15 protein-coding genes are annotated in these 18,001 nt (G+C 45.0%); 14 read left to right on the top strand and 1 reads right to left on the bottom strand.

Going from position 1 to position 18,001, the window contains the following annotated elements; translation table 11 throughout:
• From KJ365_RS16485 to mgtE, 11 genes are all read left to right on the top strand, one after another.
• Positions 1–960, top strand: a complete 960-nt coding sequence (locus KJ365_RS16485; RefSeq protein WP_214452769.1) for a KpsF/GutQ family sugar-phosphate isomerase — start codon at positions 1–3, stop codon at positions 958–960.
• Positions 960–1,514 (top strand): 3-deoxy-manno-octulosonate-8-phosphatase KdsC, encoded by a 555-nt coding sequence (gene kdsC / locus KJ365_RS16490; protein WP_214452770.1) that lies wholly within the window; start codon positions 960–962, stop codon positions 1,512–1,514. Before KJ365_RS16485 ends, kdsC begins: the two co-directional genes overlap by 1 nt.
• Entirely contained in the window at positions 1,511–2,077 is a 567-nt protein-coding gene (lptC, locus tag KJ365_RS16495; RefSeq protein ID WP_214452771.1) for an LPS export ABC transporter periplasmic protein LptC, read from the top strand. Before kdsC ends, lptC begins: the two co-directional genes overlap by 4 nt.
• A complete protein-coding gene (lptA, locus tag KJ365_RS16500; protein WP_250884299.1) occupies positions 2,040–2,756 on the top strand; it encodes a lipopolysaccharide transport periplasmic protein LptA in 717 nt (238 codons plus the stop codon). The genes lptC and lptA overlap by 38 nt, the downstream gene beginning before the upstream one ends.
• Complete coding sequence (lptB, locus tag KJ365_RS16505) at positions 2,753–3,481, top strand: LPS export ABC transporter ATP-binding protein (RefSeq protein ID WP_214452772.1); 729 nt, start codon at positions 2,753–2,755, stop codon at positions 3,479–3,481. The genes lptA and lptB overlap by 4 nt, the downstream gene beginning before the upstream one ends.
• A 48-nt stretch (positions 3,482–3,529) precedes the next feature.
• Positions 3,530–5,035: an RNA polymerase factor sigma-54 gene (locus KJ365_RS16510; RefSeq protein WP_214452773.1), complete on the top strand. Its 1,506-nt coding sequence runs from the start codon at positions 3,530–3,532 to the stop codon at positions 5,033–5,035.
• 23 nt (positions 5,036–5,058) lie between these two features.
• A complete protein-coding gene (hpf, locus tag KJ365_RS16515; protein ID WP_214452774.1) occupies positions 5,059–5,346 on the top strand; it encodes a ribosome hibernation promoting factor in 288 nt (95 codons plus the stop codon).
• Between the two features lie 11 nt (positions 5,347–5,357).
• Positions 5,358–5,801 carry a PTS IIA-like nitrogen regulatory protein PtsN gene (gene ptsN / locus KJ365_RS16520; protein WP_214452775.1) on the top strand — a complete coding sequence of 148 codons (444 nt, stop codon included), beginning with the start codon at positions 5,358–5,360 and terminating at the stop codon, positions 5,799–5,801.
• A 36-nt stretch (positions 5,802–5,837) separates the two neighbouring features.
• Positions 5,838–6,707 carry an RNase adapter RapZ gene (rapZ, locus tag KJ365_RS16525; protein WP_214452776.1) on the top strand — a complete coding sequence of 290 codons (870 nt, stop codon included), beginning with the start codon at positions 5,838–5,840 and terminating at the stop codon, positions 6,705–6,707.
• 10 nt (positions 6,708–6,717) lie between these two features.
• Positions 6,718–7,002, top strand: a complete 285-nt coding sequence (locus KJ365_RS16530; RefSeq protein ID WP_214452777.1) for an HPr family phosphocarrier protein — start codon at positions 6,718–6,720, stop codon at positions 7,000–7,002.
• A gap of 143 nt (positions 7,003–7,145) precedes the next feature.
• On the top strand, positions 7,146–8,504 hold the full coding sequence (gene mgtE / locus KJ365_RS16535) for a magnesium transporter (protein WP_214452778.1): 1,359 nt from the start codon (positions 7,146–7,148) through the stop codon (positions 8,502–8,504).
• 15 nt (positions 8,505–8,519) lie between these two features.
• On the opposite strand, the gene arcB is transcribed toward mgtE, so the two are convergent.
• Positions 8,520–10,883 (bottom strand): aerobic respiration two-component sensor histidine kinase ArcB, encoded by a 2,364-nt coding sequence (gene arcB, locus KJ365_RS16540; protein WP_214452779.1) that lies wholly within the window; start codon positions 10,881–10,883, stop codon positions 8,520–8,522.
• 511 nt (positions 10,884–11,394) lie between these two features.
• On the opposite strand from arcB, the gene gltB reads away from it, so the two are divergent.
• The 3 genes from gltB to KJ365_RS16555 form a co-directional block, all read left to right on the top strand.
• Positions 11,395–15,861 (top strand): glutamate synthase large subunit, encoded by a 4,467-nt coding sequence (gene gltB / locus KJ365_RS16545; protein ID WP_214452780.1) that lies wholly within the window; start codon positions 11,395–11,397, stop codon positions 15,859–15,861.
• Between the two features lie 16 nt (positions 15,862–15,877).
• Positions 15,878–17,293 (top strand): glutamate synthase small subunit GltD family protein, encoded by a 1,416-nt coding sequence (locus KJ365_RS16550; RefSeq protein ID WP_214452781.1) that lies wholly within the window; start codon positions 15,878–15,880, stop codon positions 17,291–17,293.
• Positions 17,294–17,486: 193 nt separating this feature from the next.
• A partial coding sequence (locus KJ365_RS16555; protein WP_214452782.1) for a hypothetical protein occupies positions 17,487–18,001 on the top strand: 515 nt, incomplete at its 3' end.

Genomic DNA, 18,001 nt, shown 5'->3' on the forward strand with positions numbered 1-18,001 from the left:
ATGACGTATTTAGATTCTGCAAATCGGACCTTCAGCAACCAAATTAATGCGCTGAGCCACCTACAATCGTCCTTGGATGCTAATTTTTCCAAGGCATGTGATGTACTCATTAGTTGCAAGGGCAAGGTGGTTGTATCTGGCATGGGTAAATCAGGCCATATCGGCAATAAAATAGCCGCCACCCTCGCTAGTACCGGCACCCCGTCGTTCTTCATGCATCCTGGGGAAGCTAATCATGGCGACTTCGGCATGCTCAGCAAAGACGATGTGCTCATCGCCATTTCAAATTCTGGCGAAACATCGGAACTTGTCGGCCTGATGCCGGCGGTAAAAAGGCTCGGCATCCCAATCATTGCAGTAACCAATAAAGCACAAAGTAGTTTATCAGCATTTGCAGACATTAATTTGTGGCTCAACGTTTCAAAAGAAGCTTGCTCGTTGGGGCTTGCGCCGACAACAAGTACCACAGCCACCTTGGTGCTAGGGGACGCTATTGCGATAGCCTTGTTAGAAGCAAAAGGTTTTACGGCACAAGACTTTGCTTTTTCTCACCCCGGCGGAGCACTTGGCAAGCGCCTGCTGTTAAAAGTTGAAGATATTATGGTCGGTGGTGATGAGATTCCCATTGTCGATGCCCTTGCGACGCTAAGTAGCGCGCTAATGGAAATGTCGAGCAAAGGATTAGGAATGACGGCCATTGTTGATCAGGGCGTGATGATAGGGATATATACCGACGGTGATTTACGACGCACGTTTGATAAGAAAATAGATGTACATCAAACATCTGTTCGAGACGTTATGACCCCAGGAGGTATCAGTCTTCGTGCAGATAGCCTCGCTATTGATGCATTAAACCTAATGCAAGAAAAACGCATCAATGCATTGATTGTGACTGACCAAAAGAATATTCCAGTAGGTGCATTAAGCATGCACATGCTTCTTCGTGCAGGGGTTGTCTGATGAGCACAATCGAAAGCTTGTATGGCCCTGTCTCTCAAGATATCTATGAGGCGTGCAAGCATCTCAAACTGCTCGTTTTAGACGTAGATGGTGTGTTGTCAGACGGCCTCATCTATTTAGGCAACAATAACGAAGAGTTTAAAGCGTTTAACACAAAAGATGGCTATGGCATCAAGGCCGTTGCCGCATGCGGTGTAGATGTCGCTGTAATCACAGGGCGCACCTCATCCATCGTACAAAACCGCATGCAAGCTCTCAATGCCAAGTTCATTATCCAAGGCGAAGAAGACAAGCAACAAGCACTTCAAACACTCATGAAAGAATGCGGCCTCTCGCCCAAAGAAGTGGCAAGCGTTGGTGATGATATGCCCGACGCAGGCCTCTTTGCGTTAAGTGCTGTTAAAGTCGCGGTTCAAGATGCGCACCCACAGTTACTTCAGCAGGCAAATTTTGTTACCAAGAACAAAGGCGGGCGCGGAGCGGTCAGAGAGTTCTGTGATTTGATATTGCAATCAAAAGGCCAGCTTGAATATATCCATGGTGCAAGCCTTTGAGCCGCACCAGCTACAGCTTAACCTTCATATTCACCGCGGTAGTGTTACTATATTTGTCGATATTGTTTAGTGGGGACGACGAGCAAAGCAGCGCGCCTTCCACATCTCCATTAATTCCAAACTACAAGGCAATAAAACTCAACAGTAAACTGTATGATAAATCGGGCAAATTGAGTCACGAAGTGGCTGCCGACAAAATGGAGCATTATGAAGAACTCGGGTTCGCTGTATTCGACATGCCCGTTTATACGCTTTATTTAGATGATGGTGAACCTTGGCGACTAACCGCAAGTGAAGGCACCCTTTATAACAATAATCGTATACAATTAGAAAAAAATGTCAGAATTGTGAATCTTCGTACACAAGACTTTGTCACAGAGATAACAACTGAATATATAGAAATTAATTTGCAAAACAAAACACTGCAATCTGACCAATTAGTAACGATAGCCGGGCCAGATTATCTTGTGACAAGCTTAGGTTTAATTGGCAACCTAACCACACAACAATACGAGTTTAAAGAACATGTACAAACGATTTTTTATCCCGCTGTTGAGCGCTAGCACTTTATTGATGCTAACAAGCGATGCATGGGCACACATGAGCCCGACCTTATTGCAGGCTCCATCGCAGTCGAGTAGCGCTTCAGAGATGGTTTCTGAGCAAGGCGCTCAAAATGCGCAACCTGTTGTGCAAGCCTCTACAGCCGAACAAGCATCAACAAATCCGGCAGATGCATCTACCTCGACCATCAGCACGGATTTTACTTTGCCCGTCACCTTGCGTTCTAGAGACCAGGCTTTAGATGGCATAAACAAAACATCTATATTTACCGAGAACGTGACAATCCGCCAGGGCAGCCTTGAGCTTTTAGCTGACCGCGTAGAAATAGATGCAGCAAATGGTCCTGGCAGAGAAATTATTATGGCATCTGGCCAACCGTCAAGTTACCAGCAACGTAAAGACGACGGCACCATGGTGCAAGCGAGTGCCAATCAGATTACGTATGACGTGTCGACCCGTACAATATCGTTAAAAGGAAATGCCTTAATCACCCAAGATGGTGTGCGCGTAACCGGTGATGCCATTGTCTTTGACATGAGTAAAGAACAAATTTTAGCATCTACCAGCGATGACAGTGATAATTCAGTCACAACGGTAATAAGCCCAGGCTCATTTTCAACGCCAGAGAAGAGCGAGCAAGAAAAGCAGCAAGAGCAACCTCCAGAGGTTCAACCGTGAGCAGTACATTAACTGCAAAGCACCTTGCCAAATCCTACAAGTCTAGGCAGGTTGTACGCGATGTAAGCATTGAGGTATCCACTGGCCAAATCGTTGGCCTGCTTGGCCCTAATGGGGCTGGTAAAACCACGACTTTTTACATGATTGTAGGTTTGGTTCCGCTGGATAAAGGCGAAATACAAATTGATCAGCTCGACATAACGATTCAACCAATGCATGAGCGAGCAAGGCATGGTATCGGCTATTTGCCACAAGAGGCGTCTATTTTTAGAAAGCTGACGGTGTATGAAAATTTAATGGCTATCTTGCAAACCCGCAAAGAATTAAGTAAGAATCAACAAGAACAGCAAGCAGATGAACTACTTGATGATTTCAATATTAATCATATTAGAAATAATCTTGGCATGAGCTTGTCAGGTGGCGAGCGCCGACGTGTTGAAATCGCCAGAGCGCTAGCGGCAAATCCAAAATTTATTTTGCTCGATGAACCCTTTGCAGGTGTTGACCCAATTTCTGTGAATGATATAAAGAAGATAGTGTATCAATTGAAAGAACGCGGTATCGGAATTTTGATTACAGACCATAATGTAAAAGAAACGCTAGATGTCTGCGAAGTTGCCTACATTGTTAGCCATGGTGAACTCATCGCATCAGGCAGCGCCGAAGAGGTACTTGCTAATCAAACCGTTCGCGATGTTTATTTAGGTGAACAATTTTCGCTTTAGGCATACAATCAAGATGTGAGATTGCCTAGTGTTAGCCAAAGGAAGTGAATGAAACCCTCGTTACAGCTTAAGTTTAGTCAACAGCTTACCATGACGCCTCAATTGCAGCAGGCGATTAAGCTATTGCAACTTTCAACCATTGACCTTCAGCAGGAAATTCAAGAAGCCCTTGAATCCAATCCGTTGCTAGAAATGTTGGAACAAGATTTTTCAGATAATGAACAAGGGCAAAACGAGCAAAGCAAAGGCGAAAAAGATACAGATGCTTCTAGACTAAGTAATTCTGATAACGACACAGATTTATCGAGCTCAGATAATGTAGACAGTCACGATGCCCTCGAAAAGAACGATATTCCGGACGACCTTCCGCTAGATAGCTCATGGGAAGAATATCTTGGTTCGAGTTCTGCCCCCATTCGCATGGTCGGCAGCAATCCTGACGATGATTACGTATTTCAAGGAGAAACCAGCGACTCCATTCAAGACCATTTAATGTGGCAAATGGAACTGACTCACTTCTCTGACAATGACCGCTCCATAGCAATTGCCATTATTGACTCTATCGATGACTCAGGCTACCTAACAACCACATGTGAAGACATTCTTGATAGTCTCGACAATGAAGATATTGAGCTTGACGAAGTTGAGTGTGTGCTCAAACGCATCCAAATGTTCGACCCCGTGGGTGCCGGCGCTCGCTCAGTGCAAGAATGCTTGCTCGTGCAGCTAAAGCAATTTGATGAAAATACACCATGGATAGAAGAAGCTCGAGCGCTGATAAAAGAGCATTCCGATTTACTCAGCAGCAAAGACTATCGAACGTTGATGCGCAAAACTCGGCTCAAAGAAGACCAGCTTCGTGAAGTTATGCGACTGTTGAAAACGCTCAATCCGCGTCCCGGCAGCGCTATTTCCACAAAAGAACCTGAGTATGTCATTCCCGATGTTAACGTATATAAAAAGAATGGCGTATGGACGGTGGAACTGAACAACGATGCGTTACCGGCTTTGTCTGTTAACGAAACGTATGCAAGCTTAGGAAAAACCTCTAAAAATCCGAACGATTCTCAATTTATAAAGTCTCATTTACAAGAGGCGAAATGGTTTATTAAAAGCTTAGAGAGTCGTAACGAAACCTTACTGAAGGTATCGCATTGCATCGTATCAAAGCAAAGAGAGTTTTTTGAAAAAGGCCCAGAGAAAATGATTCCTATGGTGCTCAACGATGTAGCTGAAATGGTAGACATGCATGAATCAACCATCTCACGTGTGACGACACAAAAATATATGCATACGCCACGAGGCATTTTTGAACTGAAGTATTTCTTTTCAAGCCATGTTGCCACCGAATCAGGTGAAAACTGTTCGTCTACGGCGATACGAGCTTTTATCAAGAAAATGGTATCAGCGGAGCCAGCGCATAAACCACTAAGCGATAGCAAAATTGCGCAAGTGCTCGCCGAGCAAGGTATTCAAGTTGCTCGACGGACAATTGCAAAATACCGGGAATCCTTGAATATTCCCCCTTCTAATCAACGAAAAAGTCTACTTTAGACGCAACAAGAGGACTACGCACTATGCAAATTAACCTTACTGGTCATCATGTAGAAATCACCGATTCATTGCGCAGTTATGTCGACACCAAATTTGAGAAACTCGAGAGACACTTCGATCACATCAATAATGTCCACGTTATTTTAAATATCGAAAAACTTAATCAAAAAGCCGAAGCGACACTGCATCTAAACGGTGGTGAAGTATTCGCAAATGCTGAGCATACCGATATGTATGCGGCAATTGACTCGCTTATCGACAAACTTGATCGCCAAGTGATTAAGCACAAAGAAAAGCTCAGAAGGCACTAACGTAAAATACTATGATAATTTCTGACATCATTTCACTCGACCGCACGCAATGTTCGGTTGAGTGTTACAGCAAAAAAAGAATCTTTGAAGTTATTACCGAAATTGCGCTTAAGCAAAACCCACGACTCAACCAAGATGAGGTGTTAAGTAGTCTGATCAACAGAGAGAAATTGGGTAGCACCGGCATTGGTAACGGAATTGCGATACCACACGGGCGGATTAAAGGCTTAGAGCATATTATGGCGGTGATAGTAACAAGTGACGAGCCAATTGAGTTTGATGCAATAGATGGCAAACCAGTTGATATCTTTTTTGCGATTTTGGTGCCCAATGACGAAGCGGATACGCATTTAAAGGCATTAGCCGGCATTGCACGTAAATTAAGTGATAAAGAAATTGTAAAAGCTATAAGAAGCGCAGAAAATAAAAAAGAAATTGTTGCCGCACTCGCATAATTGTTCAATACCATCGTAACCAAATAGGAACCAAGGATGAAGCTGTTGATTATTAGTGGCCGTTCGGGCTCAGGAAAGTCGATTGCGCTGCGCTCACTAGAAGATTTAGGTTACTACTGCGTTGATAATATTCCCGTAAACTTACTCCCTACACTCACCCACGCTGTTGCTGATGAAAACGATTTGGTCGCAGTGAGCATCGATGTCAGGAATATGCCTAAAGCCGAGCAAGAAATTTCCGAAATATTGGAGTATTTGCCACGAGTATGGGACATCACCATTATATACCTAGATGCTAGTGATGATGTGTTGATTAAGCGCTATAGTGAAACCCGTCGCCTGCACCCTTTGTTTAAGCAGTCAAACTCTTTGATTGATGCGATTGCTTCAGAACGAGAAATTCTTGTCCCGGTTGCTGAGCGCGCCGACCTAACCATTAACACCGACCAACTATCAGTGCATGACCTAGCAGAGTTAATCAGAGAGCGCGTGCTAGGGAAAAAGAGTACCGATCTAGTCATATTGTTTGAGTCATTCGGATTTAAATATGGTATTCCAAAAGATGCTGACTATGTATTTGATGTGCGCTTTTTACCTAATCCACATTGGGATCCAGATTTAAGACCGCTTAACGGCTTGGACGGACCAGTGGAAATATTCCTAGCCGGCCAACCGCTGGTCATGAAATTTATTTGGCAAGTACAAAACTTAATCACTACTTGGCTTCCTCACCTGGAAAGAAACAATCGCAGTTATGTCACCATCGCCATTGGATGCACAGGAGGACAACACCGCAGTGTGTTTGTTGCGCAAAGTTTGGCAGAAAGCTTTAAAGCAACACATGGCGACGTGCAGGTCAAACATCGTGAATTAAAACGCATCAGCAAAAACGCTGAGCCAACCTAGGGTAAAATGTATGGCCCAAGCGAATCAAATTCATCGGTCACTGACGATAATCAACAAGCTTGGCTTACATGCGAGAGCCGCCACTAAACTAGTGCAGTTGGCAAACCAATTTGACGCTGAAATTATGCTCACACAAGGCGAGAATTCGGCCCCTGCTAACAGTGTACTAGCGCTAATGATGCTAGAAAGCGGTCAGGGAAAAACCGTGGATGTCCATTGTTCTGGGGACGACGCCACAGCTGCGATGGACGCTATCACAGAACTCATCCAAAACAAATTTGATGAAAGTGAATAACTTACCAGGCACAAGGCTAACATAAGTAGTTTATAATAAATTCAATAAAATCAAGCTATCACATAATTGTCACGCACTAAGTGATATAATCAAAGCATGTGGTAGTTAACGCCTTTATCTTTATAGCGTGCTACGGAGTGTCCATGTCTGAAGCAATAGAGTTAAGTAATACGACCGAACGCCTCGAATCAATAAACCGATTCTTGAATGCAGGTGCGTTCGTGCGCGTAAGAAGATTGCTACTCGATTTGCCCGCAAGTGACGTGGCGCTGCTGCTTGAATCCTCCCCCACCAAAACCCGTGATGAACTATGGCGTCTTCTCGATGCAGATTTTCATGGTGATGTTCTAGAGGAGTTATCTGAAGATGTTCGTAACGGGATTATTACCAAAATGGTGCCCGCGAATGTCGTTGATGCCCTTGAAGACATGGACACAGATGACTTGGCGGAGACTCTCAGCAGTCTCCCCGATGATGTGTTGCAAAGTATCCTTAAATCTATGGACACTCAAGACAGGGTAAGAGCAGAAAAAGCATTATCGTATGGTGAAGAAACAGCCGGTTTCATAATGAACACCGACACCATCACCTTGCGTCCGGATGTCAGTATAGATGTGGTCATCCGTTATTTGCGACTTAAGACAGAATTGCCCGAAAACACCGACACCCTCTATGTTGTCAATCGCCAAGACATTCTCATCGGCACAGTATCGTTGGCTAGTTTGTTGACTTCAAACCCAGAAGTCTCCGTCGCTGAAATCATGGATGATGAGCCAGAAGCGATTCCAGCAAATGCGCCAGATGATGAAGTGGCGAGCATGTTTGAACGCTACAATTGGCTTTCTGCACCGGTCGTTGACGAAGAACACAAGTTAGTAGGCCGTATCACCATTGATGATGTGGTTGATATCATCCGCGAAGATGCTGAGCACTCGATGATGAGCATGGCCGGTCTAGATGATGAAGAGGATACCTTCGCGCCTATTGGTCAGAGTACTAAGCGCCGCTCAGTATGGCTGGGCGTTAATCTTGTTACGGCATTGTTGGCAGCAGCAGTAAGTGATTTATTTGAATCTACGCTCAGCCAACTAGCGGTGCTTGCCATCCTCAATACGATTGTGCCAAGCATGGGCGGCGTTGCAGGCAATCAAACCTTAACCTTAGTGATTCGAGGCATGGCGCTAGGTCATGTTACCGGCAGTAATGCCGTATGGCTAGTACGCAAAGAATTAGCCGTTGGCTTTTTGAATGGCATTATTTGGGCCGTGTTAATAGCATCTGTCATTGCCATCTGGAAGCAAGACTATATGCTTGGTGCTGTGATTGCTTTTGCCATGATGATGAACATGATAGCAGCAGGACTCGCCGGCGCGACCTTACCCATCATTATGAAGCGACTTAAAATTGACCCAGCCCTTGCGGGCAGTGTTATCTTGACTACCATTACAGATGTAGTCGGTATTTTCGCCTTTTTAGGCACCGCTACCTTATTCTTAATTTAATAGTAACGAGATGGGCTAGTCGTCTATCTCATTATCGCTTAGCCATTGCACAAGCTCAGGCACGTCTTGCTCTAAGGCCATATCTAACTGCTCCATCCAATCGTGCACATTTTCCCACCATGCTGGGTGGTCGCCTTGCTGAATATGATTGGCGGCACTTTGCACCCTCGATAGTCCCACTGAACCAGCCGCGCCCTTAATTTTGTGAGCTTGAGAGCAGACTTCGTCTTTATCTTGCGCCGCTAATGCCACCTTCATGATTTCCATATACTCAGGAATTTTGTCTTTGAATACTGCTAAACTCGCTTCAACCATCGACGTCCCAATGGTTTCAATCAACATGGTCAAAAGCTCTGAATCTAAGACCGTTGGTGCTTGCTTGTGTATTTTGACTGCCTCATTATGCTCTGGTGCAGCGATGCTAGCGGGCTGACCTTCGGCGCTGGCAAATAACTCGTTGAATACTTGAATAACGCGACTTTTCTTAATTGGCTTTGCAATAATGTCATCCATACCGTTTTGCAGATATTCCTCTCGCTTTTTGATCACATTTGCGGTGAGCGCAACTATCGGCGTTTGCAATACCAAGTCCTCATCAAGCAGCGTGCGAGCAACATCAAACCCTGTCATATCTGGTAGCTGGATATCAAGCAATATAAGGTCAAAGGTTTCTTTGCGTACCATATCGATAGCCTGCTGACCCGTCATCGCTACACTGACATGCTGGCCCAATTTTTCTAACAAGGCTTTAGCAACCATGACATTCAACTCAATATCTTCTACCAACAAAATATTCAAGTTAGATACTTTAAGCTCTTCAAGATTGACCCGGTCTTCAGAGATTTGCACCGGCAGCGTAATTTCAAAACACGTTCCTTGGTTGAGCTCGCTGTTTACCTGAATATCGCCTCCCATCTTATCTACCATCTGTTTACAGATAGCGAGGCCGATGCCTGTGCCCGTTGCAGACTGAAAATCATCCCTCTGGACTTGATAATACATGGCAAAAATTTTGTCCAATTCAGACTTTTGAATACCAATACCGGTGTCTTGAATGGTAAAGCGAATATCGGCAGTCGTTTTACTGGTTTGCGTTGATGACATGGTTAAAGATACCGAGCCTTTAGGTGTGAATTTGACAGCGTTAAACAGCATGTTCCATAGCACCTGGCGAAGGCGTGTGCCATCGGCCTCAAACGCCGCTGGAACCGGCTCAATAATTTGGGAGTGGAAACGCAGGTTTTTGTCTGCAGCAAGCAATTTAATGATGCTTGCTATCTCATTCACAAAGGCGGTGGTAGTGACGGTTTTAAGTTGAATTTCAACCTTGTCTCTATCCAACTTATCAAGGTCGATAATGTCGTTAAAGATATTTCCTAGCGTGATTGCGCTTGCATAAATAGTGCTCACCCACTCAAACTGCTCAGAAGACAGAGAGGTATCGCGCAGCATACGGCTTAAGCCAACAATCCCGTTAAGCGGCGTGCGTAGCTCATGGGAGATTGTGGCGATAAATTGCGTTTTGTCTTTACTTGCCTGCTCAATGGCCACTTGCGACTGCTTACGCTCGGTCATATCACGGCCAAAGGCCAACAAGCCTAGACGATGACCATCATTATCGTAAAATGGTACTTTCTGCATCTCAAAAAAACGACGGCGCCCGTCAGCAAAACGTAACCATAACTCTTCGGTAATTGCCGCATTACGCTCTAGTACTTCATGATCTGAGGCCGCCACTTGACGGGCAAGCTCCTCATCGTACACCTCGTGTGGGGTTAACCCGAGCAACTCTTCTTCTGACTTTCCGGTCAGCTCTTCTGCCACTTTGTTGCATCCTGCAAATTTACCCTCTTCATTTCGATAATAAATCAGGTCAGGTGATGCATCGATAATAGATCGGGTCAGCGTTGATAGTCTTCTTGCTTGCAACTCCTGTTCGGATTTTTCCTTAATTTGTTGCTCAAGTTCAGAGAACATCGTCTCACGCTCTAGCTGAGCGTTTTTTCGCTGTTCAATCTCGTAATTAAGCTGTCGAATATTGTTTTGAAGTTCACGGTTTAAGATTACGTCGTGACGCCTTAAACGCTCTAATTGTGAAACCGCTTCTTCTAGATTAATTCGAGAATGCTCTAACTCCTGAACCAACTCACTGAAAAAGTACACCAAAAATGGGGCGCTGATCAAAGTAAGTATAAGTGGGCTTATGATGTCTGCCAATTCAATCTCGCTTCCAAGGCCAAGACGTATGACGTATGAACCGAATACTGTAAACAACAATGTAAAAACAACAAAAAGGATACTGACTTTAAGCGTACCGACTTTATCCACAAATTGAGCAAACTTGATTGCCCAAGAGCCAGAGAGAGTTTTGATTGGCATTAATTAAACGCATCTTAAGAAGTGAAATTGTGGGTATGCTACCAAGAATTGACAAAACAAGGTGGTAACGACAATAGATTACTCACATCAGCATATTTGCTGTTGTCAGCGGTCTAATTACCTGCCTCAGCCCCTTGCACTGCCACCGGGAACCCTGGCTCTGATACAAACACCTTAATAAAAACAAAAATGTGGCGCAAAATTTACACCTTTTGTCGTATTTTCTTGCCGTAATAAATACATTATATTTCAGATGTTTAATGTTTATTTATTTTATGAATACTAACATTAATGCTGGTGATAATTGCTTTTCGCCATAGAAATAGGTAACGTCAGCGACCCGCGATGAAAAAAACAAAAAAATTGATGGTTAAAGCGCATCCATAGCGCCCCTAAAAAAACCATCAGCACACAGCAAACGAAAGTGGCATACAACGCGGCATAAAATTATAGGTTTGCGCAATCGCACAGACTCGTCAGTGGCGGGCTTTACAGTATTTAGGAGTGCAAAATGGGTCTATATCATGAAAGTGATTCTAAGGATAATTGTGGATTTGGCTTAATTGCTAACATTCAGGGTGAATCCAGTCACAAGCTTGTGCTAACCGCTATCGAAGGACTCGATAGGATGCAACACCGAGGTGGTGTCGCATCAGACGGAAAGACCGGTGACGGTTGTGGACTCTTGCTGCAAAAGCCTGACACCTTTTTTAGAAAAATTGCGCTTCAGCAGCAATGGTCACTTAATCAAAACTATGCCGTGGGCATGGTTTTTCTTAATCAAGACCCAATAAAAGCAAGCGCCGCTAGGAAAGTACTTAATCAAGAACTTGAGCGTGAGATGCTCATTGTTGTCGGGTGGCGTGAAGTCCCTACTGACCAGAGCATCTTAGGTGATCTGGCTAAAACCGGCGTCCCTCAAATTGAGCAAATATTTGTAAACGCACCGAGTGGTTGGTCACTACCAGATGTTGAACGTCGTTTATATATGGCCCGTCGTCGCGCTGAAAAGCTCCTTGCTGAAGATGAAGATTTTTATATTGCATGTTTATCTACATTCGTCACTGTGTATAAAGGCTTGGTTATGCCGCGCGACTTAGCGGCGTTTTATCTTGACCTTGCCGACCCAGATTTACAATCTTCAATATGCGTTTTTCATCAACGCTTTTCTACCAATACATTACCTAAATGGCCCCTGGCACAGCCATTTAGATTCTTGGCGCACAACGGTGAAATCAATACTATTAAAGGCAACCGCGACTGGGCGATTGCTCGCACCTGTAAATTTGCCACACCATTAATACCAGACTTGAAAGATGCCGCACCATTTGTTAATACGAGTGGGTCAGACTCAAGCTCACTCGATAACATGCTAGAGCTGTTTTTAGCAGGTGGTATGGATCTCTTCAGAGCCATGAGATTGTTAGTGCCACCCGCGTATCAAAACAACTCCACTATGGATCCTAACTTACGAGCATTTTACGAGTTTAACTCTATGCATATGGAGCCATGGGATGGTCCCGCAGGTATTGTAATGACCAACGGAAGACACGTAGCCTGTAACTTGGACCGAAATGGTCTGCGGCCAGCTCGTTACGTGATCACCAATGACGGACTCATTACCCTTGCATCTGAAATTGGCATTTGGGATTACAAGCAAGAAGATGTCATCGAAAAAGGCCGCGTAGGTCCTGGAGAAATGCTTGCTGTTGACACTCATACCGGGAAGATTTGGCGCTCAAATGAAATTGATGAAGACCTCAAAGCTCGCCACCCCTACTCAGACTGGTTGAAGTCACACATCAAACGTCTTGCGCCTATTGAGCAATGCGATGCCTCACTGATTGGTACTCGTGCGTTCGACGATAATTTAATGGCCACCTACCATAAACTGTTTAACTACAGTTATGAAGAAATACAGCAAATCATTAAAGTACTTGCAAAAGATGGGCAAGAAGCAGTTGGCTCTATGGGAGACGACACTCCGATGGCGGTCATGTCATCGAAAAATAGGACGCTTTATGACTATTTCCGCCAACAGTTTGCGCAAGTCACAAATCCTCCAATTGATTCGCTTCGCGAAAACCATGTTATGTCTTTGGCAACCTGTATCGGTAGAGAGCAAAACGTATTTAACGAAACGAGTGGTTATGCACATCGTGTTTTGTTTGATTCACCCGTGCTTGTCTATACCGATTTAAAGCAGCTTAAAGAGTATAATTCTGAGCACTATCATAATGTGCAAATTGAACTGAACTATCATCTCGATGAAGGCCTTGAAGCCGCGGTCATACGAATTTGTAACGAAGCAGAAGCTGCCGTTAGAGAACAAAATGCAGCCTTTGTTATTTTAAGTGACCGAAATATTCAAAAGGACGCGCTTCCCATACCTGCTGCTATGGCGGTAGGCGCGGTGCAAAAACGCTTAGTAGAGTCTCAGCTTAGATGTGATGCGAACATTGTTGTGGAGACGGCATCAGCCCGTGATCCTCACCATTTCGCAGTGTTAATCGGCTTAGGTGCGACCGCCGTTTATCCATTTTTAGCTTACGAGACCATTGAACAATTGGTTTCGCAAAACGACTTAGATGTTGCGCCCATTGACGCCATCTTGAATTATCGCAAAGGGATCAATAAAGGCCTCTACAAAATCATGTCCAAAATGGGCATCAGCACCGTCGCAAGTTATCGAAGCTCAAAACTGTTTGAAGCGGTTGGCATAAATTCCGATGTCGTCGAACTCTGCTTTAAGGGCGTTCCGAGTCGGATACAAGGTGCCGGCTTTGAAGATTTTGAGCAAGATATTGTCAACTCTTCACGTGTTGCATGGCTTAAACGCAAAACGATTACGCACGGCGGTCTTTTAAAGTTTGTGCATGGGGGTGAATATCACGCCTATAACCCAGACGTTGTAACGACCTTACAAAAGGCAGTTGTCAGCGGTAATTATGACGATTATCAAGTTTTCGCTGAACTGGTAAACAAACGTTCTCCTAGTCACTTGCGTGATTTAATGCAAATCCAAAGTGACCTTGCACCTATCGATATCGAAGAAGTAGAAACCGCAGAGAGCTTGTATCCTCGTTTCGACACCGCTGCGATGTCTATTGGTGCACTTAGCCCTGAAGCGCATGAAGCACTCGCCATTGCTATGAATCGCTTAGGTGGTCAATCAAATTCAGGGGAAGGTGGCGAAGACCCTAAACGTTTTAACACTGAGAAAAACTCAAAAATAAAACAAGTCGCTTCTGGCCGATTTGGCGTTACCCCGCATTATTTAACTAATGCTAACGTTATTCAAATAAAGGTAGCACAAGGTGCAAAGCCGGGCGAAGGTGGACAGCTGCCGGGTGATAAAGTGAATAAATATATCGCCGAACTTCGCTTTTCAGTGCCTGGGGTGACATTGATTTCGCCTCCACCGCATCACGACATCTACTCTATTGAAGATTTAGCCCAACTGATTTTTGACTTAAAGCAGGTCAATCCAGACGCGTTGATTTCTGTGAAGTTAGTCTCTGAACCTGGTGTTGGCACAATCGCAACGGGTGTGGCTAAAGCCTATGCCGACTTGATTACGATATCTGGCTACGATGGCGGTACGGGAGCCAGTCCACTCACATCTGTTAAATACGCTGGAAGCCCGTTCGAACTTGGTTTGGCCGAAACCCAACAAGCGCTCGTTGAGAACGGCTTACGGCACAAAGTGCGTGTGCAAACCGACGGTGGCTTGAAAACTGGCTTAGATGTCGTTAAAGCCGGTATTTTAGGTGCAGAAAGCTTTGGCTTTGGCACTGGCCCGATGGTCGCCCTTGGATGCAAATATTTACGCATTTGTCATTTAAATAATTGCGCTACAGGCGTTGCAACACAAGACAGTAAGCTTCGTGAGGACTACTTCATTGGCTTGCCAGAAATGGTCATGAATTATTTCAAATTCGTTGCTCAGGAAGTGAGAGAGATCATGGCAACGATGGGTATTAAGCGCTTTGAAGATTTAGTAGGCCGCACTGAGTTATTAACACTGTTAGACGGACAGACCGCCAAGCAAGCAAAACTCGACTTATCTCCTTTGCTGGAAAAACCGCAAGCTGGCACACATACCAAGCTATTTTGCTCGCAAACAACCAATTCGCCGATAGATAAAGGCGAATTAAATACTCGTATGCTTGAGGATGCTAAAACAGCCGTAACATCTCAAAAACGCATAAGACTGGCCTATTCAGTGCGCAATACAGACCGCTCTGTAGGTGCTACGCTATCTGGCTTTATTGCAAGAAAGTATGGTAACACTGGCGTTGACGATACACCGGTGCAAGTAACGCTTACAGGCACCATTGGTCAAAGCTTCGGTGTTTGGAATGCCGGTGGTCTTGAGATGCGTCTAATTGGTGATGCGAATGATTATGTAGGTAAAGGCATGGCGGGCGGAAAGCTCATCTTGCATTCTCCCGCAAAAGTAACCTTTGATGTTCACAACAGCGCGATTATGGGCAACACCTGCTTATACGGCGCGACCGGCGGTAAACTCTATGCCGCAGGCAGAGCCGGTGAACGCTTTGCTGTCAGAAACTCTGGTGCGATTGCGGTTGTTGAAGGGGTCGGTGACAATGGTTGTGAATATATGACTGGCGGCATCGTTGCCATTTTAGGCAGTATAGGCGTTAACTTTGGTGCAGGTATGACCGGTGGGTTTGCTTACTTATACGATGAGTTTGACGATATACATCGCCGTGTCAATCATGAGTTAGTCGATATCCAAGGCATTGAAGATAAAGTCATTTTGTCAGAGCATTTGCGCGGACTTATCAACGAGCACTACGAAGCGACCGGCAGTGCACATGCACTTAGAATGCTAACGGACTTTGGCCACGAGATTAAACGCTTTAGGCTAGTAAAACCAAAAACCAGCGACGTGAAAAATCTGTTAGGCCACATTAGCCGTTCAAGCGCTGAATTGCGCATTCAAGCGCAATAATGGGAGAGACGTAAATATGGCTAAAAATGTATATCAATTCGTAGATGTTGCACGTATCGACCCTCCGAAAAAACCGATTATTATGCGTACCGAAGAGTTTGGTGAAATTTATCAACCGATGACGCCTTCGCAAGCCGCTGGGCAAGCAGACAGATGCCTTGACTGCGGCAACCCCTATTGCGAATGGAAGTGTCCGGTACATAATTATATTCCGCAGTGGTTACAACTTGCTAATGAAGGCAAAATCATTGAGGCGGCCGAACTATCACACAAAACCAATAGCTTGCCAGAAGTGTGCGGGCGGGTTTGTCCCCAAGATAGACTTTGTGAAGGTGCATGTACCCTAAACGATGATTTTGGCGCAGTTACCATCGGCAGTATCGAAAAGTATATTACTGATACCGCCTTTAAAATGGGCTGGCGTCCTGATATGTCAGGGGTGGATTGGACAGACAAAAAAGTCGCCATTATTGGCGCGGGTCCCGCCGGTCTAGCGTGTGCTGATGTACTTGTTAGAAATGGTGTTAAGCCAGTCGTGTTCGACAAATACGAGGAAATAGGCGGGCTATTAACGTTTGGTATACCGTCATTCAAACTCGAAAAAGAAGTGATTCAATTGCGCCGAAAAATCTTTACCGATATGGGCATTGAATTCAAATTAAACGTAGAAGTGGGTAAAGACATTAGCTATCAAACCCTACTTGCAGATTACGAAGCCGTTTTCTTAGGCATGGGAACATATAAAGCCATGCAAGGCGGCTTTGCCAACGAGCAAGCAAACGGTGTGTATGAGGCCCTCCCCTTCCTTATTGCCAACACAAATCGCGTAATGGGCATCGAAAAGCGCCCTGAAGACTTCATCGATATGAAGGGGAAAAAAGTGGTCGTACTCGGCGGTGGCGACACCACTATGGACTGCGTCCGCACTTCTATCCGACAAGGCGCATCCTCTGTAATTTGTGCTTATCGTAGAGATGAAGAAAGCATGCCTGGCTCGCGCAGAGAAGTCGTAAATGCAAGAGAGGAAGGTGTTGAATTCCAGTTTAACATGCAACCTGTTGATATTGCTGTTGACGACAATGGCAACGCAATTGGGGTCCGTATGGTCCGCACCGAAATGGGTGCACCTGACGCAGCAGGTAGAAGAACACCTGTCGAAATACCTGGTTCTGCTCATGTATTAGAAGCTGATGCCGTTATTATAGCATTCGGGTTTTCTCCAAGTCCCGCCAGTTGGTTTGGCGATGTAGGGATTATTTTGGATGAAAAGGGAAGAGTTCGCGCACCTGCTGCGGGTCGTTTTGCCTTTCAAACGTCCAATCCAAAAATCTTTGCAGGTGGCGATATGGTAAGAGGCTCGGATCTCGTTGTAACGGCAATTGACGAGGGCAGAAAAGCGGCTGAAGGAATACTCGATTATCTTGAAGTGTGACTGTAAACGCGTGGTGCGCTTGTAAGTAATAGTTATTTTTATTAATACTTATTAGCCTCTTTGCACACCTGCTTTCGCTGTTTTTGCCTTGTAAGCAGCACTACTGACAAGTAGGCTGTTTTAAGCAGTCAGTTTTTGAGCAAGGACTGAAGCGCCCATGTTGAAGGCTCACATTTAAGACAGGATCGAATCCATGAACAGTTGGTATGTAATCTCTAAAAAATTACTTGTCATCACAGCGATTTTTTTAACTAGCTCGGCATACGCTGACAATGCAGCCGAGAATGCTACTGAGGCTACAAAAGCTGATGATAGTGCCGTGCTAGCGCAAGCCACACTCCCTGAAATAACCGAACCTAAACAGAGCATCTCATCTGAGCGAGCGCAGGAAATGATGGCAACTGATATGCCGGAATCCCTTAAAGCGCTCGCGACGCTGACTGAAGATGCTGAGTTAATTATGGCATCTGAAACACCTGACCTGATTGCAGCATTAACGTCTGTTCCCCCTGCGGTCCCTGAACAACAAGAGGTCGCAGCGCCTGAGCCAGTCATCACCGAAAGCTCTGATATTAATGAAATGATGGCACCTCAAGGGCCAGAAGCACCTGGTCCGGTGATAGCCGAAAGCTCTGACATTAACGAAATGATGGCGCCTCAAGCGCCAGAAGCACCTGAGCCGGTCATCGCCGAAAGCTCTGATATTAA

This window comes from Glaciecola sp. XM2 (assembly GCF_018595715.1).
Taxonomy (GTDB): Bacteria; Pseudomonadota; Gammaproteobacteria; order Enterobacterales; family Alteromonadaceae; genus Glaciecola.

Excerpts from the sequence above, each read along its gene's own strand:
- ptsN (WP_214452775.1), top strand. The coding sequence starts at position 5,358 with ATGATAATTTCTGACATCATTTCACTCGACCGCACGCAATGTTCGGTT.
- KJ365_RS16485 (WP_214452769.1), top strand. The coding sequence starts at position 1 with ATGACGTATTTAGATTCTGCAAATCGGACCTTCAGCAACCAAATTAAT.
- rapZ (WP_214452776.1), top strand. The coding sequence starts at position 5,838 with ATGAAGCTGTTGATTATTAGTGGCCGTTCGGGCTCAGGAAAGTCGATT.
- lptA (WP_250884299.1), top strand. The coding sequence starts at position 2,040 with ATGTACAAACGATTTTTTATCCCGCTGTTGAGCGCTAGCACTTTATTG.
- mgtE (WP_214452778.1), top strand. The coding sequence starts at position 7,146 with ATGTCTGAAGCAATAGAGTTAAGTAATACGACCGAACGCCTCGAATCA.
- arcB (WP_214452779.1), bottom strand. The coding sequence starts at position 10,883 with ATGCCAATCAAAACTCTCTCTGGCTCTTGGGCAATCAAGTTTGCTCAA.
- gltB (WP_214452780.1), top strand. The coding sequence starts at position 11,395 with ATGGGTCTATATCATGAAAGTGATTCTAAGGATAATTGTGGATTTGGC.
- KJ365_RS16510 (WP_214452773.1), top strand. The coding sequence starts at position 3,530 with ATGAAACCCTCGTTACAGCTTAAGTTTAGTCAACAGCTTACCATGACG.
- KJ365_RS16530 (WP_214452777.1), top strand. The coding sequence starts at position 6,718 with ATGGCCCAAGCGAATCAAATTCATCGGTCACTGACGATAATCAACAAG.
- kdsC (WP_214452770.1), top strand. The coding sequence starts at position 960 with ATGAGCACAATCGAAAGCTTGTATGGCCCTGTCTCTCAAGATATCTAT.
- KJ365_RS16550 (WP_214452781.1), top strand. The coding sequence starts at position 15,878 with ATGGCTAAAAATGTATATCAATTCGTAGATGTTGCACGTATCGACCCT.
- hpf (WP_214452774.1), top strand. The coding sequence starts at position 5,059 with ATGCAAATTAACCTTACTGGTCATCATGTAGAAATCACCGATTCATTG.